The following is a 23,730-nucleotide window of genomic DNA, read 5'->3' on the forward strand; positions in this document are numbered from 1 at the left end:
CGGGGTATATTCAATTTGTGGTATAAACTGTCATTGCCCGACGCTTCCCATGCTTCGGGGCGGGGGGGGGGGGGGGGGCCCGGGCGGGGGGGGGCGGGGGGGGGGGGGCGCCCCCCCACGTCCCGACCGACTCAGCGGTGGGTGAACGACGGCGAGCGCTTCTCGGTGAACGCCGCCATGCCCTCCTTCTGGTCCGCCGTGGCGAACGTGGCGTGGAACAGCCGACGTTCGAAGCGCACGCCCTCGGCCAACGTGGTCTCGAAGGCGCGGTTGACGCTCTCCTTGGCCATCATCGCGATCGGCGCCGACATGCCCGCGATGGTCGCGGCCGTGGCCAGCGCCTCGGCGCGGAGGTCGGCGGCGGGGACGACGCGCGAGACCAGGCCGGCGCGTTCGGCCTCGTCCGCGTTCATCGTGCGGCCGGTCAGACACAGGTCCATCGCCTTGGCCTTGCCGATCGCGCGGGTCAGCCGTTGTGAGCCACCGATGCCCGGGATGACGCCGAGCTTGATCTCGGGCTGGCCGAAGACGGCGGTGTCGGCGGCGAGGAGGATGTCGCACAACATGGCGAGTTCGCAGCCGCCGCCGAGCGCGTAGCCGGAGACCGCGGCGATGGTGGGCGTGCGGACGTCGCCGAGTCGGTCCCACGCGGAGAACCAGTCGGAGAGGTAGACGTCCATGTAGTCGTTGGGCTGCATCTCCTTGATGTCCGCGCCGGCGGCGAAGGCCTTCGCGGACCCGGTGATCACCAGAGCGCCGACGTCCGGGTCGCGGTCGAGCGTGGTCGCGGCGTCGACGACCTCGGCCATCACCCGCAGGTTGAGGGCGTTGAGCGCCTTGGGACGGTTGAGCGTGATCAGCGCGGTGCGATCGTGACGCTCGACCAGGATGGTCTCGTACTCGGTCATGCCGGGTGGTTCCCTTCGCCGGTGGCGGTGGCTGTGTGGTCCCTGATGGTGTGGATGACGGCGGAGAAGTCGCGCTCCGCGCCGCCGTTCTCGGCGAACGCCGCGTACATCTCGGCCGCGTGCAGACCCAGTTCGGCGGACACGCCGCCCGCGCGGATCGCGTTGGCGGCCAGCCGCAGGTCCTTGGCCATCAGGGCTCCGGCGAAGCCGGGTCGGTAGTCGTGGTTGGCGGGACTGGCCGGTACCGGTCCGGGCACCGGGCAGTTCGTGGTCAGCGCCCAACACTGTCCGGAGGCGGCCGAGGCGACGTCGAACAACGCCTGGTGGGAGAGGCCGAGGTGCTCGCCCAGCACGAACGCCTCGCTCACCGCGATCATCGTGGCGCCCAGGATCATGTTGTTGCAGATCTTCGCGGCCTGTCCGGCCCCGGGCGGACCGCAGTGCACGACGCGGCGCCCCATCGCGGTCAGCACGGGCTCGATCGCGGCGAAGTCCGCGTCGTCGGCGCCGACCATGAACGTGAGCGTGCCGGCGACCGCGCCGACCACTCCGCCGGACACCGGCGCGTCCAGGGCGCGGCGCCCGGACGCGCGTACCGCCTCGTGCGCGGCGTGCGCGTCGGCGACGTCGATCGTCGAACAGTCGACGAACACCGCGCCGGCGGGTGCGGCGGCCAGGAGGCCCTCCGGGCCCAGGTAGCAGCCCAGGACGTGTGCCCCGCCGGGCAACATGGTGATCACCACGTCCGCGCCGGCGACGGCCTCCGCGGGCGACCCGGCGATCCGCACACCGCTGTCCCGGGCCTGTTCCAGGGCCTGCGGCGCCGGGTCGAACCCGGTGACGACGTGTCCGGCCGCGACCAGGTTGGCGGCCATCGGGCCGCCCATGTTGCCCAGCCCGACGAACGCGATGGTGTCGGTCATCGGCCGGCCTCCGAGGTCGCGGACGCCAGTTCCAGGCTCGACGCACCCTCGGCCGGCGCCCGGAAGAAGCGGGCGACGTCCTCGGGCCGCACGGCCTCCAGCGTCGCGGGCGACCAGCGCGGCGCACGATCCTTGTCGATCACCTGGGCACGGATGCCCTCGGCCAGGTCGGGCGCGCTCAGCGCCGCGCTCGACACCCGGTATTCCTGCTCCAACACGGCCTCCAGGGAGCCGAGTTCGCGAGCCCGGCGCAGGCTCGCCAGGGTCACCTTGAGCGCGGTGGGCGACTTGGCGCGGATCTGCTCGGCGGCCTGCTTCGCCGCCGGTTCCCCGCTGTCCTGGAGGCGTTCGAGAATCTCCTCGACGGTGTCGCACGCGTAGCAGGAGTCGATCCAGGCGCGACGCTCGGCGAGTTCGCCGGCCGGGGCCGGCTCGGTGAACCGCGCGACGACCTCCGCCGGTTCGCGCGTGGCCAGCGCCTCGATCACCGCGTCGAGCCGATGCGAGGGCACGAAGTGGTCGGCCAGGCCGCAGGCGATGGCGTCGCCGGCGCCGATCGCGGAGCCGGTCAGCGCCAGGTGCGTGCCCGACTCGCCCGGAGCCCGGGCGAGCAGGTGGGTGCCGCCGACGTCGGGAACGAACCCGATTCCGGTCTCCGGCATGGCGACCGTCGAGCGCTCGGTGACGATGCGCAACGCACCGTGCGCGGAGATGCCGACCCCGCCGCCCATCACGATGCCGTCCATGACGGCGATGTACGTTTTGGGATAGCGGGCGATGCGGGCGTTGAGCCGGTACTCGTCGCGCCAGAAGTCCAGGCTCGCGGTGCCGCCGGCGACGGCGTCGGCGTGGATGGCGCGGATGTCGCCGCCCGCACACAGGCCGCGCTCGCCCGCACCGGTGATCACCACCAGCCGTACGCCGTCGTCGTGTTCCCACGCGGTGAGCGCGGCGTCGATCCGCCGAACCATGTCGTGGGTGAGCGCGTTGAGCGCCCTGGGCCGGTTCAGCACGATCCGGCCCATGGCCGCCTGCCGGTGGGTCTGCACCGGGTCCTGCTCGGGGGTGGGGGTCATCGGGCCGCTCCGATCAGTCCGCGCGCGACGATCACGCGCATGATCTCGTTGGTTCCTTCGAGAATGCGGTGCACCCGCAGGTCGCGCACGATCTTCTCGATCCCGTAGTCGGCGAGATAGCCGTACCCGCCGTGCAGTTGCAACGCGCGGTCGGCCACCGAGAAGGCGGTGTCGGTGGCGAACCGCTTGGCCATCGCGGACAGTTGCGACGCCCTGGGATCGCCCTCGTCGAGCGAGGAGGCCGCGTGCCACACCAGCGTGCGGGCCGCTTCGAGCTCGGTTGCCATGTCCGCGAGTTGGAAGCGCAGGGCCTGCGCGTCGATGAGCCGCGAGCCGAACGCCGCACGGTCGGTGAGATGGCGCACGGCGGCGTCCAGCGCGGCCTGTGCGCCGCCCAGCGAGCACGCGGCGATGCCGATCCGGCCGCCGTCGAGGGCACCCATCGCGATCCTGAACCCGTCGCCCTCGGCGCCGAGTCGGTGCGTCGCGGGCACGCGCACGCCGTCCAGGACCACCTGGCGGGTGGGCTGCGCATGCCAGCCCATCTTGCGCTCGTTCGGTCCGAAGGACAGCCCGGCGCTGTCGTCCTCCACGATGAACGCGGAGATCCCGTCGGCGCCGTCCGCTCCGGTGCGCGCCATCACCACGTACACCGCGGAGGATCCGGCGCCGGAGATGAACTGCTTGACCCCGTGCAGGAGATAGTCGTCGCCGTCGCGGGTCGCGCGGGTGGTCAGCGCGGCGGCGTCCGAGCCGGCTCCAGGCTCGGTCAGGCAGTAGCTGGCCAGGTCGTGCATCGAGCACAGACCCGGAAGCCAGCGTGCGCGCTGCGCCGGCGTGCCGTGCCGGTCGATCATCGAGGCGACCATGTTGTGGATGGAGTAGTAGGCGGCGATGGTCGGGCAACCACCGGCCAGCGCCTCGTAGATCAGTGCGGAGTCGAGTCGGTTCAGCCCCGAACCGCCCCGATCCTCGCCGACGGTGATGCCACCGAGGCCGAGATCGGCGCCCTTGCGCAGGACGTCGACGGGGAAGTGGCCGGTGCGGTCCCATTCGATCGCGTGCGGGGAGAGGTGTTCGCGGGCGAAGTCCCGGGTGGTCTCGACGATCGCGAGCTGGTCGTCGGTGAGTGCGGTCATCGGGTCAGTCCATCGTGGGGATGTCGAAGTTCGCGCTCTCGCGCGCGGTGGACGGCCAGCGCGAGGTGATGGTCTTGGTCCGGGTGTAGAAGCGGATCGAGTCGGGACCGTGCTGGTTCAGGTCGCCGAATCCGGATCGCTTCCAGCCGCCGAAGGTGTGGTAGGCCACCGGCACCGGGATGGGCACGTTGACGCCGACCATGCCGGTGTTCACCCGGCGACCGAAGTCGCGGGCGGTGTCGCCGTCCCGGGTGAAGATCGCCACGCCGTTGCCGTACTCGTGCTCGCTGGCCAGGCGCAGCGCGTCCTCGTAGGAGGCCGCGCGGACCACGGACAACACCGGGCCGAAGATCTCCTCCCGGTACACCCGCATCGAGGGCGTCACGTGGTCGAACAGCGACGCGCCGACGAAGTAGCCGTCCTCGTGGCCGGGGACGTGCACGTCGCGGCCGTCGACGAGCAGTTCGGCGCCTTCGGCGACGCCGATGTCCAGGTAGCCGTGCACCCGTTCGAGTGCGTCCCGGCCGACCAGCGGGCCGAAGTCGGCGTCCCGGTCGTGGGAGGGGCCCACCCGCAGGGTGGCGATGCGCGCGACGAGCTTGTCCACCAGCGCGTCGGCGGTCTCGGCGCCCACGGGGACCGCCACCGAGATGGCCATGCAGCGCTCGCCGGCGGAGCCGTATCCGGCGCCGATCAGCGCCTCGACGACCTGGTCGAGGTCCGCGTCCGGCATCACGATCAGGTGGTTCTTGGCGCCGCCGAAGCACTGGGCGCGCTTGCCGTTCGCGGTGGCCGAGGTGTACACGTACTCGGCGATCGCGGTCGAGCCGACGAAGCCCAGGGCCTGCACGCGCGGGTCCTCCAGGAGCGTGTCCACGCTCTCCTTGCCGCCGTGGACCACGTTCAGCACGCCCGGCGGCAGTCCGGCCTCGAGGAAGAGTTCGGCCAGGCGCAGCGGCACCGAGGGGTCGCGCTCCGAGGGCTTGAGCACGAACGCGTTGCCGCATGCGATGGCCGGGGCGATCTTCCACAGCGGGATCATCGCGGGGAAGTTGAACGGGGTGATGCCGGCGACCACGCCGAGCGGCTGGCGCAGCGAGTGCACGTCGATGCCGGTGCCCGCGTTGTCGGTGAACTCGCCCTTGAGCAGGTGCGGAATACCGATGGCGAACTCCACGACCTCCAGGCCGCGTTGCAGGTCGCCGTGGGCGTCGGCGATGGTCTTGCCGTGCTCGGCCGACAACAGTCGGGCCAGCGACTCGCGTTCGGGTTCGATCAGTTGCAGGAAGCGGGCCAGGACCCGGGCACGCCGCTGCGGGTTCCAGTCGGCCCAGGCCGGCTGGGCCCGCTCGGCGTCGTCGATCGCGGCCAGGGTGTCGGCGCGATCCGCGAGCGGAACGCGTGCCTGTACCCGCCCGGTGTTGGGGTCGTACACGTCGCCGAACGCGCCGGATGCGCCGAGGACGTGCTTACCGCCGATGAAGTGGGAAAGCTCGCGGATCATGAACGACCTGTCTCTCGTCAGGTGCGATCCGGAGGCGGGGCATGACCCGACCACGCAACGTCGGCGCGGGTGCGCGTGGTTGCCCGGGCGGGTCGACGTCGAAGTAGTCAGGAAATCCTGGGGAGTTCGACGTTCGCAGGATCATCCGGGGCGGGTGCGCAGACCGGTGTCATGCGTGTTTGCTCCATCCTCGTGGACAACACGGATATACCCGCGGCCGGTATCCTGACTTCCGGATCTACGCACGATGCCCGCCTTCCCGGCCTTCGCCAGTGGCTTGGTGCTGCGGCAGCGCACTCCCCGGTCACAGTGGCGGGACCATGTCGGATTCGCACCGACTTCCCTGCACCGCGGACCTTGTTGTTGAAGACGATATAGTCGGACGTCCTAGTAAGTCCAGCCGACCCGGTCCGGCGACCGCGACCGGCCTGGTGCCTCAGGGCCCGGGCGGTGGCTTCCGGGCGTAGGGGAGGTCGGGTCCCGCGGGCCTCCCGGTATGGTCCCGGCGTTCGGCGACGAGTCCGGTGACGAATTCCGTGGTGACCCGAATCCACACCGTTTCCGCGCCGTCGCCGTCGATTTCGGGGAGCAGGCGATCCAGGTGCGCGACGGCGGAGGCATCGCGGACCCGGGAGGCGTGGCCCGTCACCGTGCTCGTCCAGCCGGTCTGCGCCGCACGGTCGATGCGGTCGGCCTGGAACGCGACCACCGTGTCGAGCGCGGCCTTCGCGAGGGGCGAGTCGGTCGGAGCCCGAAACACCACGCACTCCCGGTCGAGGGCGAACGCCACCAGATGCACGGCCGGAAGAGCGCCCTCGCTCACCACGACGCGTCCCACCCCCGCGCTCGCCATCAGCTCCAATGCCTCGTGGCGCCCGAGGGGGCGTTTCATCACGGCGTGTTCGCTCATGTCTCAACCCTCGAATCCCGCGCGGGCGCCGATACGGGGCCGACGGGCTCGTGCCGGTCGATTCCCTCATGTCGACGCCGGGCCCGACGCCCCGCGCGCTCGACCGCGCGTCCGCTCTCCCGGACCCTGACCTCAGCCTTCCGCGCGCCCGACGCCTGCACCAGGGCCGACCGACCCGATCCCACAGGCCCAACGGCCGGTTGCCGCCGGGACCGGGTCGACCTCGCGGGACGGGAACGTTGCCAACGCACGGAGGCGACGGCGAGTTCGCCCAGGGCGAGGCAGGAACGACGGGGGCGGCCCGCCACCGACGCAACGCGGCGCAGCGCGGATGCGGGCGGCCCTGGGCCCGGCCGCCTTCCCGGGCGATGGGTACGGCGGCCGGGCCGACCATGGGTGCGCACGGAGCGACGTCGATCGGGTTCGGCCCGTGGCTACCGGAGCCTGCCCGCCGGGCCGGCCCGCACGCCCGACTCTGCTCCCCGTCCGCACCGTCGGGCAGAGCCGTTCGGCCCGGTCGGTCCCGGCGAAGGTCCCTTCGTGTGCGCACGACCGGGACAGGACGCCCCCGAGGCGGAACAAACGGGCGCACGACCGGTGCCGTCGCCACCGACGGAATCGGGCTCGGATCAGCGTTTGACATCGGCAAGTTGCTGCACGTGCGTTGCATGTGGTCGAGGGGTCTCCTACGCTCCAATCGGCTGCATGGGGACGTCGAACACCAGGAGCGCGCGGCGGACCGCCGACCGGCTCGCCGTGAGGTCCAAGGGCGTACGTTCCCACGAGGACGCGCCCCGCTCGTGCCTCCGCACTCCGTCCGCGGCGTGCGTCGCGGGCCGAGTGGTCGGGCACGGATGCACACGCGACACCCTGCATCGGTGCGTCGTCGTCGGGTGTGGCCGCCCATGATGTGATCCGCGGGACGGGAGCAGGTGTGGGGCGGAAGCGAATCACCGCGGTTGCCCACCCGCCGCACCGCCGGCCCGATCCCGCCCGCCCGTCCGGCCGCAGTGCGGCGACCGGACGCCTGCCAGGAATCCGAGGCACCGATGACAGACCTCGAATCGCTGCGCGCCCACTACGCCGCGACCCCCGACGGCCGCCCCAGCCGCTACCAGGCATGGGAAGTCGGCCGCGCCGTGGGCGACTCGATCACCCCGGCCACCTGCGACCCCGAGTACCGGACCTGGATGGTCGCCCATCTGGCACGTCTGCTGGACCGAGGACGCCCCGACTCCGCGCTGCTGAGCCTGGGCTGCGGCAATGCGATGGTCGAGGCCGAGCTGGTACGCGCGGGCCACCGGGTGCTCGCCGTGGACGTCCTGCCCGAGGCCGTCGACCTCGCCCACCGCAAGGGCGTGGACGCCGTCTGCGCGGACGTCCTGGTCTGGACGCCGCCGACCCGCGCCTGGACCGTCGTCTACGCCGACGGCCTGGCCGGCGACCTGCACCGGTACACCCGGGGTCTGGGCCCGGCCCTGGAACGCTTCCATACCTGGTCGCAGCCCGGCATCGGCAGCCTGGTCCTGTCCGACGACCCGCTCCACGTCGACCCCGACGCCCGGACCGGCCCGGACGTTCCCGGTTTCTCCTGGTTGTGCGCCCTCGCCCTGGCCGACGAAGCCGAGGAGGCCGGCTTCCGGGACGCGACCACCGCGACGATCACCTACCGAGGCCCCCTGCCCGGCCCCCGCGACCGCGCGGTCGTCACGGCCCTCCACTGACACGCGCCGGGAGTGGGCGGCGCGGGCCGCTCCGATGCGGGGGAGCAGGGATCCCGGGTCGGCGCGCTCGCGATGCCCGTTCCGGGTGCGCGGTGTGCGCTGCCGGCACACCGCCGGGGCGTCACCGCGTCATCGCCGCCCGGTAGGGCCGGAAGAACGCGCGCAGTTCCTCGGCATACGACTCGGGCTCCTCGAACGCCGCGAAGTGCCCGCCGCGTGCGGGCTCGGTCACCCGCACGAGGTTCGTCGTACGTTCGAGCCAGGCCCGCGGCGGGCGCACGATGTCACCGGGGAAGAGCGAGAAGCCGGACGGTACCTCCACCCGGCGGGCGAGCTGCGCGGGCGGGATCGCGGAGTTCGCGTGGTACATGCGCATCGACGAGCCGATCGTCCCGGTGAACCAGTACAGCGTGAGGTTCGTGAGGATCTCGTCCCGGGTGAACGACCGTTCCACGACGCCGTCGCAATCGCTCCAGGCCCGGAGCTTCTCGACGATCCACGCGGCGAGACCGGCGGGCGAGTCGTTGAGCCCGACGGCGGCGGTCTGCGGCTTGGTGCGGTGCATCGCGGCGTACCCGCCCTCGGCACCGCCCCAGACGGCGACGCTCTCGATCCAGGCGCGTTCCTCGGGCGTGAGTTCCGCCGGGTCGCCGGTGAACAGGGGCACGCCCCCGTCGGTCCGGTGCACGGCGACGACCCGGTCGGGATGGTCGAGGGCGAGGTAACGGCTGACATGGCTGCCGATGTCGCCACCGGCCGCGCCGAAGCGCGGATAGCCCAGGACGTCCATGAGTTCGGCCCACAGGCCGGCGACGGCGATCGAGTCGAGCGGGGCGCCGGTGGGGCGGTCGGAATACCCGTAGCCCGGCATGTCGGGCACCACCACGTCGAACGCGTCGGCGGGATCGGCACCGTGCGCGCCGGGATCGGTGAGCAGCGGGACGACCTTCGTGTACCGCCAGAACGAGTCCGGCCAGCCGTGGCCGAGCACCAGCGGCAGCACGGGCCCGGTCGGTGCGACGGCCCGAGCGTGCACGAAGTGGATCCCGAGCCCGCCGAGCGGGACGCGAAAGCGCGGCAGCCGGGCCAGCGCCGCCTCCTGCGCGGGCCAGTCGAACCCGTCCGCCCAGTAGGCGACGAGCTCACGGAGATAGTCGAGATCGGTACCGAGCGACCATCCGGCCTCTTCGGGCGTGTCCGGCCAACGCGTCGCGCGCAACCGCGCCCGAAGATCCTCGAGATCCGCGGCCGCGGTCCGGGAGGTGAACGGTTCCGGGCGAGGCAGAGCATCCGACATGCCATGCATGCTAGGCCGTGTCCGGTGGATCTTGGGCGGACCGCGCCGCCTGGCACCGCGTCTCGCGCGTAGCCATACCGGGGGTGGCATGCGCCCGATGTGCGCCGTGGAGGTGTGCGAACACGCCCACCGGTGGCGCAACATCGGTCCGGGGCCGATTCGGCCGGGTATCTGTGGGGTCCCTCGCTCCCGAACGAAACGGACTCCTCGTGCGAACCCCACTGCCGCGTCAGCTCCCGATGCCCGAACGACGTCCACGCCGGGCCGGGTCGGCCCGAAGGCGTGCCCGCATCGCCGCGGTGGCGGTGGCGGCGCTGCTGAGCGTGACGGCCGCCGCACCGCCGTCGGGCACCTCGGTGCGATCCGATGCCCCGGCCGGATCCGCGCAGCAGGTGCCGTCCTTCGTCAAGACGCTGACCCCCGAGCTCGTCGCCATGATGCAGCGGCTGCGCGTCCCCGGGGCGATCGTGTCCATCCGTACCCCGGAGTGGGGCACGTGGACCACGACGCTGGGCACGGGCGACCTCGCCGACGGCACACCCATGCGTACCGCGGACCACATGCGGGTCGGCAGCATTACGAAGACCTTCACCGGGACGATCATCCTGCAACTCGTCCAGGCGGGACGGTTGTCGCTGGAGGACCCGGTGGCCGCATTCCGGTCGGACGTACCCGACGGGGAACACATCACCATCCGCCAACTGCTCCAGATGACCAGCGGTCTGTACAACTACACCGAGGACCCCGACTTCAACCGCACCCTGGACGAGCGGCCGCAGACCCGGTGGACTCCGGACGAGCTGCTCGCGATCGCGTTCCGGCATCCGTCGTACTTCCCGCCCGGCGGGGGATTCCACTACTCCAACACCAACACGGTGCTGCTCGGCCTGATCGCCGAGAAGCTCACCGGCCGACCGCTCGCCGAGCTGTACCGACAGCACATCTTCCGCCCGCTCGGCATGTCCGAGAGCAGCCTGCCGAACGACTCCCGACTGCCGCTCCCGCACGCCCACGGTTACGAGTTCATCGGGAACGTGGAGAGCCTGACCGCGCCGGTACTGACCGGCAAGGAAGCGGCATGGGCGGACTGGTCGGCCGGCAATCCCAAGGACGTCACCGACGCGAACCCCTCGTGGGCCTGGGCGGCCGGTGCCGCGGTCTCCACCGTCGACGACCTGCTGCGCTGGGCCCCGGCGTTGGCCACCGGCACCCTGCTCAGCCCCGAGATCCAGCGCGAGCGGCTGAAGTTCGTGCCCGCGTCGGACCAACCCGGGGCGCCCACATACGGCCTCGCCATCGCGGACTTCGCCGGCTTCCTCGGCCATGACGGCCAACTGCCCGGCTACAACAGCTTCGTGGGGTACAACCCGCAGTCCTGCGCGACCGTCGTGGTCCTGGTCAACCTCAACCAGTCGCCCGACGGCAACGCCCCGGCCAACGAACTCACCAAACTCATCCTGGCGAAGGTCTTCCCCGGGTCACCCGCGTAGCCTGCGCCCACTCGTCGCAGCCGATGGCCCGCGGCGGAGCCCGGCGGACTCCGCCGCGGACCCGAGGCCCGAACCCCCGGGGGCGAACCCCCGGGGGCCGAACCCTCGGGGGAGCGGCGACTACCGTGCTCTTACGCACGTGTGCGGTATGCGAGTCACCCGGGATGGGCGTACAACGCGTGTTCGCCGGTGCGCAGTTCGCCGTCCGCCCCGATCAGCGTGGCGCGCGTGGTCGGTGCCGCGGCGCACCAGGTGGGGCGCAGGCCGAGGAGGAAGGCGTGTCGGTAGGCGGAGGCGATCGCCGCCGCGCCCGCCTCGTCCAGTACGTCCGTGTCCATCAGGTCGAACGTCACCTCGACGACGTCGTCGGGCAGGGCGTTGATCCGCGCCACCAGATCCTTGCGCAGCCGGTGCGCGACGGCCGCGTCCACGGTCGTCGGTACCACCACCCGCGCACGGCCCTGCTCCACCAGACACTCACAGGCCCAGGTGTCGGCCACTGTCTCCCCCATCCCACGTCGAAGAACACGCCCGCAGGGGCGGGGCGTTCCGCTTCTTCGAGTCCACCGCACGCCGGGAGTCCCCGCACGGTCCGATACGCAAACGAGACGAAATCGAGGGCATCACCGGGCCCGGCGGCGACCGGCCGGCCCACACCGGCACGTCCGACGGCCGCCGAAGCGTAGCCGGAGCCGGATCACAGCGCCACGCGGATCGATCACCGATCACGCTCGCGGGGTGTGAAGTCGGTCCCGAAAGCGGCCGAGCGCACACCGAGCGGTCGAATGGGGCTCAGCCGTCACCCCGCGCCGTCCGCCGGCCACTCGTCGCCGCCCTCCCAGGCCACCCGGTCCCGATCGCTCGGGTCGAGGCCGAGCCGGGCGGCCAGGTCGTCCAGCTCCCGGCGGCTGTGCAGTTGTCGGTAGGTGCCGTCGGCGAGCATCACCAGCCGGTACTCGTCACCCGGGCGATACGCCTCGACCACGAGGTCGAAACGGCCGTGCGCCTTGTCGCTCATGGTTTCCACGGTCGCGCACCCGGACCCGATCGGCCACCCCCGCCGGACCCGCTCCGGCAGGTCCGCGGCGGCCCGTTCGCATCCCCCGCAGGGCCCGCCGGAGGAAGCCGATCGCCGCACCCGCGACGCCCGGTGCCGCGCCAGCGGACGCGTGATGCCGGCCCCGATGCCATCCTGAGGAGAGTGCTCCTCGGGCGACACCGGAACACGTTCGAGCGGTGGAGGTGGCCGGGATGGGCGGAGCGGGGCGAGTCGCGCGACTGGTCTGCGGCCGGCGTGCGAAGTGGATCATTCTCGTGATCTGGATTCTGGTACTGGTCGTGGCGGGGCCGGCCGCGAGCAAGCTGATGGACGCGGAGAAGAACGATGCCTCCGCGTGGTTGCCCGGCAACGCCGAGTCGACCAAGGTCGTCGACCAGTCGAAGGCATTCCTGCCGCAAAACGTCACCGCGGTCGTGGTGTTCGCCCGCGCATCCGGTCTGACCCCGGCCGACGAGGCGACGATCGCCGCCGATGCCGCACGGATGCGCACCCTCACCGAGCACGGGATCGTCGGCGCCCAGGTACAGGGCCCCGTCCCCGACCGCCCCGTCGCCCCGCGCGCCGCGTTGGTCCTGGTGCCGATCACCTTCGGCGACAACGGCTGGAACAGCATCGCCAAGGCCGTGGACGACATCCGCGCGATTCTGGACGCCGATCCCGACACCGGGCTGGAATCCCACATCACCGGGCCGGGCGGCGTCGCCGCCGACAGCAGCGACGCGTTCGAGGGCATCGACGGAACCCTGCTGTTCGCGGCCCTGGGCGTGGTCGTGGTGATCCTGCTGTTCACCTATCGCAGCCCGACGCTGCTCCTGGTCCCGGTCTTCTGCGTGGTCGGCGCCCTGTTGGCCGCCCAGGCGGTGATCTACGTACTGGCCCGGCACGCGTCCCTGGTGGTCAACGCGCAGAGCGCGGGCATCCTGACCGTCCTGGTGTTCGGCGCCGGCACCGACTACGCGCTGCTGCTCGTCGCCCGTTACCGGGAGGAACTGCGTCGGCACGAGGACCGACACGAGGCGATGGCACTGGCCCTGCACCGTGCCGGCCCCGCGGTGATCGCCAGTGCCTCCACCGTGATCATCGGCATGCTGTGCCTGCTCGCCGCCGAGATGAATTCCACCAACGGCCTCGGACCGGTCGCCGCGATCGGTGTGGCGGTGGCGCTGCTCGCGATGCTGACCCTGTTCCCGGCGGTACTGCTCATCGTCGGGCGGTGGATCTTCTGGCCCGTCATCCCGCACCTGGGCTCGCCCGAGCCGACCGAGACCGGGCTGTGGGCCCGGATCGGCCGACGCATCGCCCGCCGGCCGCGCGCCGTGTGGATCGGGACCTCGGCGATCCTGGCCGCGCTTTCCCTGGGCATGCTGGCCCTGAACTCCACCGGCCTGACCACCGCCGAGAGCTTCACCGACAAGCCGGACTCGGTGGTCGGCCAGGAGGTCCAGGCCCGCTACTTCCCGGCAGGCACCGGGCAACCACTCCAGGTGATCACCGACACCGGTGCGGTGGACGCGGTGCGCACATCGCTGGCGGGCGTGCCCGGGGTGGTCCCGGACAGCGTGCTGGTCCCGCCCGGGGTGCCGGCGGAGCGCGACGGGCGGTCGTACCTGGAGGCGACCCTGGTCGACGCCGCAGACAGCAGCGCGGCCCGGAACACCGTCGACGACGCGCGCACCGCCGTGCACGCGGTACCGCAGGCCGACGCGCTCGTGGGCGGCGGCACCGCGGCCCAGCTCGACAGCAACCGGGCCTCGGAACGCGACGAGAAGCTGCTGATCCCGGTCATCCTCGCGGTCGTGTTGATCATCCTGGGGCTGCTCCTGCGCGCCCTGGTCGCCCCGGTCGTGCTGATCGCCACCGTGGTGTTGTCCTTCACCGCGGCACTGGGCGTCAGCGCGCTGGCATTTCGGCACGTGTTCGACTTCGCCGCCGAGGACACCTCGTTCCCGCTGCTCGTCTTCGTCTTCCTGGTCGCCCTGGGCATCGACTACAACATCTTCCTGACCACCCGGGTGCGCGAGGAGAGCATCCGCAGCGACACTCGCACCGGTGCGCTGACCGGGCTCGCCGCGACCGGCGGCGTGATCACCTCGGCCGGGCTGGTCCTGGCCGGCACCTTCGCGGCCCTGGCCACCCTGCCGATCGTCGGGTTCGCCGAAATCGGCTTCGCGGTGGCGCTCGGTGTGCTGTTGGACACCCTGGTGGTCCGCTCGGTGGTCGTCACCGCCCTCATCCTCGACCTGCGCGAGCGCATGTGGTGGCCGAGCGCCCTGTGGCGCAGGGGCGCCCGGCCCGCGGACGCGCCACCGAGCCACCGAGGCCACTGAGGACGTACGCCGGGCGGAGGTACGCGTCCGACCTGCGGGTGGTCGGCGCCCCCGGGCCCGCCGACCACCCGGGGCTCACGCGGCGAAGCCGCCGTCCACGGCGACCGACGCGCCGGTGATGTACCGGCCGCCGTCGCCCGCCAGGTGCGCCACGGTCGCGGCGATCTCCCACGGCTGCCCGTAGCGCCCGAGCGCCGTGAAATCCCGCTGCACGTCGGCCGAGGCCCCGTCGGCGGGGTTCATGTCGGTGTCGATCGGACCGGGGTGCACGATGTTCGCGGTGATGCCCCGCGGGCCCAACTCCCGGGCCAGCGATGTGGTGAGGCCGATCAGCGCGGTCTTGCTCATCGTGTACAGGGAAGCCCCGCCGACCGCGGCCCGCTCGGCCATGCAGCTGCCGATGTTGACGATCCGCCCGCCCTCGCCCATGTGCCGGGCGGCGGCCTGTGCCGCGACGAACGGTGCCCGCACGTTGATACTCAGCACCCGGTCGACGTCGTCCAACGACATGTCCTCGACGGCGCCGAGCACGCCGATCCCGGCATTGTTGACCAGGATGTCCAGCCGCCCGAACTCCGCCGCGGCCCGATCCACCGCGTCGCGCACCGCGCGCGGGTCCGCGCTGTCGGCCTGCACCGCCAGGCCCCGCCGGCCCAGCGCCTCGATCCGCTCGACCACATCCGTCGCGCCCTCGGCCCCGTCCCGGTAGGTCACCGCGACATCGGCCCCGTCCTCGGCCAACCGCAGCGCCACGGCCTCCCCGATGCCCCGGCTGCCACCGGTCACGAAAGCCACCTTGCCGTGCAATACCGCAGTCATGTTCGCTCGTTCTCTCGATCGGATGTGCGGACGGGATCGATGCTCCCGCGCCTCCGACAGGAAGTCCGGCGACAATCGGACGTCGCGTTCACGCGGCCCGCGGGCGGCTTCGGGACCGGCCCGGCCGGGTCCGTGCCGCCCACCGCGCCGGACGTCCCGGCGTCAGGCATCGGCCTCGCGCTCGTGGGGCAGGCCCGGGCGTTGTCGGCGAGGCCGCTCATGGGCGTCGCGGCGGGCGGGGGCCGGTGCTCAGGTGTCGGCCGAAGTTTGCGGGAAGTCGGGTGGGGCCGTCCCGCCCAGGTTGTGCGTGATCGCTCGGGAAGCGGCGAGCAGGCGGTCGCCGATCGCCCGGATGCCGGCCGGGTCCGGGTCGGCCCACACGTAGACGCTGATGTTGAGTGCGCCGGCGCCGTCGCCGGTGAAGGCCGGGGCGGACATGACGCCCACGGGGTACGTGCGGGCCTCGCGGAGGTCGTCGTCGAGGTACTCGATGGTGCCGATCTCGTGCAGGAGTTCGGTGACGGCCGGGCGTTGGCGCGGCGAGAGCGAGTCGAGTTCGACCAGGAGGGCGCGCAGGCGCCGGGAGGCGGGCGTGTCGCTCTCGACGGTGTAGCCGCGTCGGCGCACGGTGGCCAGCACGTCGCGGAAGTGGTGGGTGCGGGCGGGGTCGGCGTGCGGGGCGCGGCCGAGCCAGCGCGCGATCTCCGGCTCGCCCGCCCAGGCGACCAGGCCGGGGCCGAACGGTGGGGCGAAGGGGATGCGCTGCCCGACCCGCACGATGTCGCCGTCGCCGTCGGAGCCCCGGACGGCGACGTGGCTGCCGATCACGATGTGCTCGCCGCTGGGGTAGCCGGCCGTCGCGGCCATGCCCAGGTCCCGGACCAGGGCGGCCAGTTCGCCCTCGGCCGCGCGGGCGGCGGGTACGCCGCACTCGGCCGCGCGGCCGAGGGCGATCAGGGCCGGTCCCGGGGTGAAGGTCTTCGCGATCGGATCACGGACGACCCAGCCGGCGCGTACCAGCGCGGCCAGCACGGCGTGGCACGTGGCGCGGTTGATCCCGAGATGGCGGACCAGTTCCGCCACGGTCGCCGGTTCGGCCGGGCGCGCGGCGAGGAACTCGGTGACGGCGACGACCCGGTCGGTGGGCGGGGAGGGCATCGCCGACCACGGCTCGCGGTCCGGGGCGCTGATCATCACGTATCCGTTCGTCGAGGGTCGAGCGGGCCGGGGAGGCAGGCCCGGTCGCCGAGGAGACCCCGGCGGGGCACCGCCACCGTACTCAGCCGATCCGAAGTGTCGAATATTCGTCGCGGGCGTGCGTCGGGAGCAGTCGTCCGAGCGGTGGCCGCGGAGTTGTGCGAGGCCCGCGACCTCGTGCTCGACGGGCGCACCGAGACCCGGTGCCGCCGTGCGCCGACGCGCCCTTGCCGACTGCGCGTCCCCGAACACGCCCGGGCCGAGCTCGGGGTCGGCGGCGGGTGAGGCGGTACCCGAATTCGCCTCGACCGTCCGTCGATCAACGGGCAGGGGCCGTTGCGTGCCCGGGGCGCTCCGGGTGTGGCAGGGCGTGACCCCGTTCGGTCCGGAATCGTGTGGATGGCCGGGCCAAGTGGTAGATACTGGGCAAATCGTCCTCGGTGTCCGGAGGGATCGAAGGGTGACGGAAGACGGTCACGGCGGGTCCGACCTCGAGCTGCCCACGGAGTGGACGGGACCCCTGGCGCACGCCGTCTTCGACCAGGGTGCGATGGTCCTCGCGGCCGTCGACCCCGACCTTCGGATCATCGCCACCAACGCGTCCGCCGAACGTTTCCCGCGCACCCCGATGAGTCGAGGGGACGACATGCGGGTCACCCTCACCACCCTCGGCCTGGACCGGCTGGTGCCCGCCCTCGAAGAGGCGCTGTCCCCCGCGGGCCCGGTTCTGCGCAGATGGCAACCGCTCCCCGCGCGCGCCGCGAACGGCGACCTCCTCCTGCACCTGGGCGTCGGCATCCTGCGCGTCGAGCGCAGGCCGGGTCGCACCCTCGGCCTGCTCGTGACGATGAACGACACGACCGAGCTGGCGCGCGCCGAATCCCGCTTCGACGTGGTCCGCGAGGCCGCCGAGAGCATCGGCGCATCCCTGGACGTCGCCGAGACCGCCCGGCAACTCGCCGACCTGGTCGTGCCGCGCCTGGCGGACCTGGCCGCCGTGCACCTCGCCGAGACGGTCCTGGCCGGCGAGGAGCCCGCGGTCGACCCGGTGACCGGCTACACGCCCGAGATCCGCGCCGGGGTGGCCCAAACGGGCGAGGCATGGCCCGCGGCACTGGTCCAGGTCGGCGAACGCCTGCCCGTCCCGCCCGACATCCCGGAGGTCCGGGCCATGGAGAGCGGCGCCACCCTGCTGATCCCACACCTGGCCGTGCTCCCGGACGACGCCGTGGGTGTCGTGCCCGACAACGCCCACAGCCTGCTGGCCGTACCGCTGTTCGCCCGCGGCCACGTGCTCGGCACCGTGCAACTGTGGCGCACCGACCGCCGGGAACCCTTCGACGAGGGCGATGCCCGCCTGCTGGAGGAGATCGCCTCGCGCGCTGCGCTGAGCGTGGACAACGCGCGTCGCTACACCCGCGAACGCAACGTCGCGCTCGCCCTGCAACGCAGCCTCCTGCCCGAGGAGGGCACCGACGAACCGGCGGCCGAGACGTTCGCGGCCTACCTGCCCACCTCCTCCTCGGCCGGGATCGGCGGCGACTGGTACGACATGATCCCGCTGTCCTCGCTGCGCCTGGCCTTCGTGCTCGGCGACGTGGCCGGGCACGGCCTCCAGGCCAGCGCGACGATGGGCCGCCTGCGTACGGCCGTTCAGGCGCTCGCCGACATGGACCTGCCCCCGGACGAGTTGCTGACCCACGTGGACGACCTGGTCCAGCGTTTCCCGAGCCGGTCGAGCGGTGCCGCCGAGGTGGCCAGTGCCACGTGCCTGTACGTGGAATACGACCCGGTGACCGGCCGGTGCCGGATGGCCTCGGCCGGACATCCGCCGCCGGTGGTCCTGGGACCCGACGGGCGCGCCCGCTTCGTGGAGTTGGAGGCCGGCCCACCGTTGGGGGTCGGCGGCATGCCGTTCGAGATTGCCGAGATCGACCTGGCCCCGGGCAGCGTGCTGATCCTCTACAGCGACGGCCTGGTCTCCGGACCCGACCACGACCTCGCCGCGGGCCTGCGCCGCCTTCGGGGGCGCCTCGAACACAGCGGCCTCACCCATCGGGACCTGGGCGAGGTCGGGCGCGAACTGCTGGACGCCGGGGCGGCCGGATCGCGCGACGACGACGCCACCCTGCTGCTGGCCCGGGTGCGCAAGCTGCCCGACCGGGACAGCGTGTTCTGGGAGTTGCCCGCCGACCCGGAGCACGTGGCGCGGGCCCGCGAGTTGACCACCGGGCAACTCGGTGCCTGGGACCTGGACCACCTCGTGTTCACCACCGAACTGGTCGTCAGCGAACTGGTCACCAACGCCATCCGCTACGGCGAACACGGCCCGATCACGCTGGGGCTCGTCCGCGGCCGGGACGTCCTGATCTGCGAGGTCTCCGACCCCAGCAACACCCAACCGCGCCTGCGCCGCGCCCGCTCCACCGACGAGGGCGGGCGCGGTCTGTTCCTGGTCGCGCAACTCACCAGCCGCTGGGGGAGCCGCTACGAGCGGAGCGGGAAGACGATCTGGGCCGAGCAGGAGATCGCGCCGGCCGCGGACGTATGGGACCTCGGCTGACGCCGGTTCGCGCATCGACGCTCGGGCCTTCGTGCGGCCGCACCCGGCTCGTGACACGAACGCCGACCCCGGCCCGGCGGGTCGCCGGGTCGGGCTCCTCGGTCGGCCTCGGTGACCCGCCGGTCAGGCCGACGGCGTCGGGACGGCCGGGCGCACGGGGTGCTTGCTCATGACGGACACCCGGTTGAAGGCGTTCATGGTGATCGCGACCCAGATCACCGCGGAGATCTCGTCGTCGGACAGCACGGTCCGCGCCGCGGCGTAGGCGCTCTCCTGGGCGCCGGCGTCCGCGGGATGCGTGGTGGCCTCGGCCAGGGCCAGTGCGGCCCGTTCCCGGGAGCTGAACAGTGCGGTGTCGCGCCAGGCGGGCAGCACCGCCAGCCGTTGGGTCGTCTCGCCCGCGCGCAGGGCCGTTCGGGTGTGCAGGTCGAGGCAGAACGCGCAGGCGTTGAGCTGGGACACGCGGATGTTGATCAGCTCCACGAGCGGCCGGTCCAGGCCCGCTTCGGCGGCGACCTCCCGAACGGCCTCGGCGGTCGCGGCCAATGCCTTGTACGCCCGCGGGCTTTGCTTGTCGACGTACACCCGTCCGCCGGTGGTCGCCACTGCCACTGCCGCTTCCGTCACGTGCACTCCCTCATCGCGCGATCTCTCGTCGCTCGTCCTATCATCGATTCGGGAATTGTTGAAATTGGAACTTTATGGCAGGGAAAGGAAATGCGGATGACGGGTCAGGCCGTGGAACCCACCGTTCGAAACGTTGCCGACAGGCACCGCTACGAGATTCGGATCGACGGCGCGTTCGCCGGTCTCACGATGTACCGCGACCGGGGCGAGCAGCGCGTTTTCTACCACACCAGGATCGACGACGCCTTCTCCGGACGGGGCCTGGCCTCCGTGCTCGTCCGGGAGGCGCTGAACGACGTGCGCGCCGCGGGAAAGCGGATCGTGCCGGTCTGCCCCTACGTCAAGCAATTCCTGGGCAAGCACGAGGAGTTCGCGGACATCACCGACCCGGTCACCCCCGAGATCCTGCAATGGCTCGACGAGGCCGCCAAGCAGGAGGCTGCCGGATAGCGGATGCGGATAGGGCTGCTGATGCGGACCGGGTTGCTCGGCGCTATTCGAGCGCTACTCGGGTGCTGGGTCGGCGCTACTTCGGCGCGCGGGTGGGGCGGGACTCCTTGTCGCGCTCGGCGGGCCGGCCGCCCGTGGACCTGGTGATGTCGGCGGCGGCGGCCAGCAGCCGTTTGCCGGCGCGGGCGATCTCGGCGCCGCGCAGCGGCTTGGCCATCAGCAGGGAGAGCACGACGGAGGTGCGTCCGTCGGCGTCGAACGCGGGGGCGGAGATCGTGTTCACGCTGTAGCGGGTGCGGTCGTCGAGACGTTCCGGCAGCGAATCGATGTGGCTGAGCTCGGTGTAGAGCAGGGTGACCGCCTCCTGCTGGGACGCGGACAGGTCCTCGCGCATCAGCCCGTACAGCGCCTCGCGCAGCCGCATCGACGCCGTGCTCTCGCGATGCACGTCGTAGCCGCGCCGGCGGATGGTCTCCAGTTCGCCGATCAGTCGATTGCGGAACTCCTCGTCGGCGCGCGGTGCACGATCGAGCCAGGCTCGGATCTCGTCCTCGCCCGACCAGGCGATCTGCACCGCGCCGTACGGCGGCACCAGGGGGATGCGCAGGCCGCTCCCGAAGGCGTCGCCGGGGGGTCGCGGCCCGGCCGCGTCCACGACCGTGATCGTCTTGCTGTCGTGCACCGCGGCGGTACACGGTACGCCGAACTCCTCGGCCAGGGAGACCAGATGGTGCTGTGCGGCCCGCGCGGCGGGGAACGAGCGCTCGGCCGAGTGGCCGACCGCGATCAGCGCGGGCCCCAGCGAATACCCGGTCGGCGTGTGCAACAGGTAGTGCGCGTCGGCCAGTCGGCGCACCACCGCGTGGCAGGTCGCCTTGCTGATCCCGCTGTACCGGATGATCTCGGTGAGCGTGAACTCGCGGTCGGGATGGGCCGAGAGCAGGTCGAGTACGGCGATCACCCGGTCGGTGGGCGGCGACGCGGATCGATCGCCCGAGTCGGCGGGGGCGTGCCCGGGCGGGTGGGGCGGCTGGGGCATGGTCACGTGGCGCTCCACCAGAGGCTGAGTGCGGTGCGGCCGAGGAAGTCGTCGCGATCCGCGGGGGAGAGTCGGCGTGCGGCCCGCCGGCCCAGGGCGACCATAGCCGGATACGGCGACCCGGCGGTCTGCGGGTGGTCCGACCCCCACGCCATCCGGTCCGCGCCGAAGGTCTGCGCGAGCCGGTCCACCAGGTCGGCCGGGTCGCCCTCGACGGCCGCGAGGTTCAGCACGTGCGTGGAGACCTTGACCCGCATCGCCGGGAGGGCGGCCAGGTCGAACAGCGGAGCCGCGGCGGCGAACGGGGTGCCGCCCGTCAGGTCCACGAAGCCGCAGTGGTCGAGGGCCACCGGGACGTCCGGGTGCCGGGCGACCACCGCGCCCAGCCGGGGCAGTGCGTCGGGGAAGAGCACCGGGACCACGGTCAGCCCGAGCTCGCCGGCCAGGGCCCACACCTCGTCCGCGCGGCCGTCCGCCGGCCAGCTCGGTCGGTGCGCGTGTGCGCCGAACGCGCGGATCCCGCGCAGGAGTTCGCCCGCCCGGCGGGCGAGGGCGGCGAGGGCGCCGGCGGGGTCGGCGGAGTCCATGTCCACCGCGCCGACCAGGGCGAATCGGTCCCGGTCGGCCCGCACGGCGTCGATCGCGTACGAGCAGTCGTAGCCGTAGGCGCCCACCGCCTGCACCACCACCGCGCGGTGCACCCCGCACGCGTGCATCGCGGCGGACAGTTCGCGGGCGCCGACGTCGTCCGCGTGGAACCAGGGGCTGCCGACCCCGGAGGGCGCGAGCGGAAATCGCTCACGGTCCGCCGAGGCCACGTGCACGTGGGCGTCGACGACCAGGGGCGTCCGGATAGTCGGATCAGCAGGTCGCATAGTCGAATCCTAGAAGTCCGGGCCACCCGGGACAACGCGACGCGGCCGGTAGGTGCGGAGCTTGTTCGAATACTCGTACTTCATTGATGGTTATTTCGAACGCGGCTAAGGTGAGGCGCGCCGTCGACCATGGCGAAACAGCAGGAGAAGGAGAGCATGATGCCGCCATCCCCCGAGGACATCACCCGCGCCCTGGAGTCGCTGTCGACGGTGCTCGCCGCCGACGACTTCCGCCTGGAGGTGAGTTGCACCGGCTCCCTCGGCGTCACGCTGACCGTCACGGCCGGCCCCACGGCGTGCCCGACCTGCCTGGTGCCCAAGCACATCACCCGGCGGATGGCCGAACAACACCTGAACGCACTCGCCCGCGCGGAATGGCTCGTCGAGATCGCCTATCCGGGCGACGCGGGTGGGTGACCGGGGGCGGCGCCGGCGGGGCGATCTCGGCTCGGCCGCGTTCGGCCGCGTTCGTTCGCGCTTGACTGTGCTCGGCCGGGGCCGGTCAGGCGAGGTCGAGCGGGTCGGTGAGGATTCGGGCGAGGACGGTTCCGGCGGCGCCGCGTACGGCGCTCTCCGCGGCCAGGGTCGAGGCGCGCAGAACGGGGGTGCGGCCGCGTAGCGTGCCGCCGCCGGGCGCGAGGGCCGCCTCGATCGGCGGGATGAGCCACGGCGCGAGGCGGGCGTGCAGGCCGCCGAGCACGATCGTGTCCGGGTCCAGGAGGTTCACGGCTCCGACCAGGGCGACGGCCAACCCGCGTCCGGCGGCACCCACCGCGAGCACGGCGTCGTGGTCGTGGTCGTGCAGACGCCGTATCAACTCGGCGAGTCGGGTTTCGGACCGGCCGCTCGCAGCGGATACGCCCGCCGCCCCCAGTACCGCGTCGAGGCCGGCGACCCGCTCCAGGCAGCCGGTCCCGCCGCAGCGACACGCGGGTCCGTCGGGGTCGACCACGACGTGGCCGAGTTCGCCGGCCGCGCCGTGGGCGCCGCGGAAGAGTTCGCCGTCGACCACGATGCCGGCGCCTATGCCGGTCTCGCCCGAGAGGTACAGGTAGCTGCCGGCGCCGCGCCCCGCGCCGTACCAGAGCTCGCCCAGCGCGCCGAGGTTCGCCTCGTTGTCCACCGTGACGCCGAGCGCCTGGGCCGGGAGCGCGTCGGTGAGCAGTGCTGCGGCGGGTACGGCCTCCCAGCCGAGGTTGGGCGCGTTGACCCGGTCCTCGACGATGACGCCGGGCAAGGCGACGGCCGTTCCGACCACGTCGAGGCCGGCGGTGGCCGCCCGGGCGGTGATCCGGCGGGCCAACGCAGCCAGGGCGGCGACGGTTTCCTGCGGTTCGCGGCCCCGGTTGTCGCAGACGAGGCTCTCGCGCACCCGCACCGCGCCGGTGGGGTCGAGCACGCAGGCCGCCAGGTAGTGCCCGTTGACCTCCAGGCCCAGTCCCGCGACCGGTCCCGGGGCGAGCGACAGCGGCGCCCCCGGGCGTCCCCGGGTGCCTTCGCGCACCGGCAGCGCACCGGTGACCAGGCGCAGTTCCTCCAGCGTGGCCACCTGCGCGGTCACGGTGGTCTTGGTCAGCCCGGTCAACTCGGCGAGCCGGGCACGGGTGACCGGCTGGTGCCGAGCGATCTCGCCGAGGACCAACACAAGGTTGCGCTCACGCATGGTGCCAACGCGCGTCGGCCGGAACGGCGTACTCATGCCGACAATCCTCGCACCGCCCCCGCCCACCCCACCCACCACGCGCCCGTACGCCGCCACCTCCCCGCATCCGCCCCACCCCGTTCGCCGCGCTCGCCGCGCC

At 72.5% G+C, this 23,730-nt stretch carries 21 protein-coding genes and 1 riboswitch; of the genes, 6 read left to right on the forward strand and 15 right to left on the reverse strand.

The window, feature by feature from the left end; all coding sequences use genetic code 11:
- Window positions 1-131: 131 nt before the first annotated feature.
- The 6 genes from ACIBM5_RS25330 to ACIBM5_RS25355 form a co-directional block, all read right to left on the reverse strand.
- Window positions 132-908, reverse strand: a complete 777-nt coding sequence (locus ACIBM5_RS25330; protein ID WP_396008915.1) for an enoyl-CoA hydratase — start codon at window positions 906-908, stop codon at window positions 132-134.
- Window positions 905-1,831 carry a 3-hydroxyisobutyrate dehydrogenase gene (mmsB, locus tag ACIBM5_RS25335; protein WP_396008916.1) on the reverse strand — a complete coding sequence of 309 codons (927 nt, stop codon included), beginning with the start codon at window positions 1,829-1,831 and terminating at the stop codon, window positions 905-907. The genes ACIBM5_RS25330 and mmsB overlap by 4 nt, the downstream gene beginning before the upstream one ends.
- Complete coding sequence (locus ACIBM5_RS25340) at window positions 1,828-2,907, reverse strand: enoyl-CoA hydratase/isomerase family protein (RefSeq protein WP_396008917.1); 1,080 nt, start codon at window positions 2,905-2,907, stop codon at window positions 1,828-1,830. Before ACIBM5_RS25340 ends, mmsB begins: the two co-directional genes overlap by 4 nt.
- A complete protein-coding gene (locus ACIBM5_RS25345; protein WP_391583544.1) occupies window positions 2,904-4,046 on the reverse strand; it encodes an acyl-CoA dehydrogenase family protein in 1,143 nt (380 codons plus the stop codon). Before ACIBM5_RS25345 ends, ACIBM5_RS25340 begins: the two co-directional genes overlap by 4 nt.
- Window positions 4,047-4,050: 4 nt before the next feature.
- Window positions 4,051-5,550: a CoA-acylating methylmalonate-semialdehyde dehydrogenase gene (locus tag ACIBM5_RS25350; RefSeq protein ID WP_391583543.1), complete on the reverse strand. Its 1,500-nt coding sequence runs from the start codon at window positions 5,548-5,550 to the stop codon at window positions 4,051-4,053.
- Between the two features lie 197 nt (window positions 5,551-5,747).
- Window positions 5,748-5,918: riboswitch (cobalamin riboswitch) on the reverse strand.
- Between the two features lie 68 nt (window positions 5,919-5,986).
- Window positions 5,987-6,460, reverse strand: coding sequence for a pyridoxamine 5'-phosphate oxidase family protein (locus ACIBM5_RS25355; protein WP_396008918.1), 474 nt, complete (start codon window positions 6,458-6,460; stop codon window positions 5,987-5,989).
- A gap of 1,049 nt (window positions 6,461-7,509) precedes the next feature.
- Here ACIBM5_RS25355 and ACIBM5_RS25360 point away from each other — a divergent pair.
- The gene (locus ACIBM5_RS25360) at window positions 7,510-8,184 is read left to right on the forward strand and encodes a class I SAM-dependent methyltransferase (RefSeq protein ID WP_396008919.1); all 675 of its coding nucleotides are present in this window, start codon (window positions 7,510-7,512) and stop codon (window positions 8,182-8,184) included.
- A gap of 121 nt (window positions 8,185-8,305) precedes the next feature.
- On the opposite strand, the gene ACIBM5_RS25365 is transcribed toward ACIBM5_RS25360, so the two are convergent.
- Window positions 8,306-9,481 (reverse strand): epoxide hydrolase family protein, encoded by a 1,176-nt coding sequence (locus tag ACIBM5_RS25365; RefSeq protein ID WP_396008920.1) that lies wholly within the window; start codon window positions 9,479-9,481, stop codon window positions 8,306-8,308.
- Window positions 9,482-9,690: 209 nt separating this feature from the next.
- Here ACIBM5_RS25365 and ACIBM5_RS25370 point away from each other — a divergent pair, with 209 nt between their 5' ends.
- On the forward strand, window positions 9,691-10,971 hold the full coding sequence (locus tag ACIBM5_RS25370; RefSeq protein WP_396008921.1) for a serine hydrolase domain-containing protein: 1,281 nt from the start codon (window positions 9,691-9,693) through the stop codon (window positions 10,969-10,971).
- 155 nt (window positions 10,972-11,126) lie between these two features.
- Here ACIBM5_RS25370 and ACIBM5_RS25375 read toward each other — a convergent pair whose 3' ends face one another.
- Both ACIBM5_RS25375 and ACIBM5_RS25380 read right to left on the reverse strand, forming a co-directional pair.
- On the reverse strand, window positions 11,127-11,483 hold the full coding sequence (locus ACIBM5_RS25375; protein WP_396008922.1) for a hypothetical protein: 357 nt from the start codon (window positions 11,481-11,483) through the stop codon (window positions 11,127-11,129).
- Window positions 11,484-11,770: 287 nt separating this feature from the next.
- On the reverse strand, window positions 11,771-11,989 hold the full coding sequence (locus ACIBM5_RS25380; RefSeq protein WP_396008923.1) for a hypothetical protein: 219 nt from the start codon (window positions 11,987-11,989) through the stop codon (window positions 11,771-11,773).
- A 233-nt stretch (window positions 11,990-12,222) separates the two neighbouring features.
- Between ACIBM5_RS25380 and ACIBM5_RS25385 the strand changes: the two genes are divergently transcribed.
- Window positions 12,223-14,358: an MMPL family transporter gene (locus ACIBM5_RS25385; protein WP_396008924.1), complete on the forward strand. Its 2,136-nt coding sequence runs from the start codon at window positions 12,223-12,225 to the stop codon at window positions 14,356-14,358.
- A gap of 75 nt (window positions 14,359-14,433) precedes the next feature.
- On the opposite strand, the gene ACIBM5_RS25390 is transcribed toward ACIBM5_RS25385, so the two are convergent.
- The gene (locus tag ACIBM5_RS25390) at window positions 14,434-15,177 is read right to left on the reverse strand and encodes an SDR family NAD(P)-dependent oxidoreductase (protein ID WP_396008925.1); all 744 of its coding nucleotides are present in this window, start codon (window positions 15,175-15,177) and stop codon (window positions 14,434-14,436) included.
- Window positions 15,178-15,426: 249 nt separating this feature from the next.
- A complete protein-coding gene (locus tag ACIBM5_RS25395) occupies window positions 15,427-16,371 on the reverse strand; it encodes an IclR family transcriptional regulator (RefSeq protein WP_396008926.1) in 945 nt (314 codons plus the stop codon).
- 463 nt (window positions 16,372-16,834) lie between these two features.
- Between ACIBM5_RS25395 and ACIBM5_RS25400 the strand changes: the two genes are divergently transcribed.
- The gene (locus ACIBM5_RS25400) at window positions 16,835-18,937 is read left to right on the forward strand and encodes a SpoIIE family protein phosphatase (RefSeq protein WP_396008927.1); all 2,103 of its coding nucleotides are present in this window, start codon (window positions 16,835-16,837) and stop codon (window positions 18,935-18,937) included.
- A gap of 123 nt (window positions 18,938-19,060) precedes the next feature.
- On the opposite strand, the gene ACIBM5_RS25405 is transcribed toward ACIBM5_RS25400, so the two are convergent.
- The gene (locus tag ACIBM5_RS25405) at window positions 19,061-19,564 is read right to left on the reverse strand and encodes a carboxymuconolactone decarboxylase family protein (RefSeq protein WP_396008928.1); all 504 of its coding nucleotides are present in this window, start codon (window positions 19,562-19,564) and stop codon (window positions 19,061-19,063) included.
- Between the two features lie 96 nt (window positions 19,565-19,660).
- Between ACIBM5_RS25405 and ACIBM5_RS25410 the strand changes: the two genes are divergently transcribed.
- A complete protein-coding gene (locus ACIBM5_RS25410; protein ID WP_391583532.1) occupies window positions 19,661-20,014 on the forward strand; it encodes a GNAT family N-acetyltransferase in 354 nt (117 codons plus the stop codon).
- Between the two features lie 76 nt (window positions 20,015-20,090).
- On the opposite strand, the gene ACIBM5_RS25415 is transcribed toward ACIBM5_RS25410, so the two are convergent.
- The gene (locus ACIBM5_RS25415) at window positions 20,091-21,053 is read right to left on the reverse strand and encodes an IclR family transcriptional regulator (RefSeq protein WP_396009106.1); all 963 of its coding nucleotides are present in this window, start codon (window positions 21,051-21,053) and stop codon (window positions 20,091-20,093) included.
- A gap of 2 nt (window positions 21,054-21,055) precedes the next feature.
- On the reverse strand, window positions 21,056-21,928 hold the full coding sequence (locus ACIBM5_RS25420) for an amidohydrolase family protein (RefSeq protein WP_396008929.1): 873 nt from the start codon (window positions 21,926-21,928) through the stop codon (window positions 21,056-21,058).
- 129 nt (window positions 21,929-22,057) lie between these two features.
- On the opposite strand from ACIBM5_RS25420, the gene ACIBM5_RS25425 reads away from it, so the two are divergent.
- A complete protein-coding gene (locus ACIBM5_RS25425; RefSeq protein WP_396008930.1) occupies window positions 22,058-22,345 on the forward strand; it encodes a hypothetical protein in 288 nt (95 codons plus the stop codon).
- Between the two features lie 85 nt (window positions 22,346-22,430).
- On the opposite strand, the gene ACIBM5_RS25430 is transcribed toward ACIBM5_RS25425, so the two are convergent.
- Window positions 22,431-23,627 carry an ROK family protein gene (locus ACIBM5_RS25430; RefSeq protein ID WP_396008931.1) on the reverse strand — a complete coding sequence of 399 codons (1,197 nt, stop codon included), beginning with the start codon at window positions 23,625-23,627 and terminating at the stop codon, window positions 22,431-22,433.
- Between the last annotated feature and the right edge of the window lie 103 nt (window positions 23,628-23,730).

This window comes from Embleya sp. NPDC050493, from assembly GCF_044458105.1.
GTDB lineage: Bacteria > Actinomycetota > Actinomycetes > Streptomycetales > Streptomycetaceae > Embleya.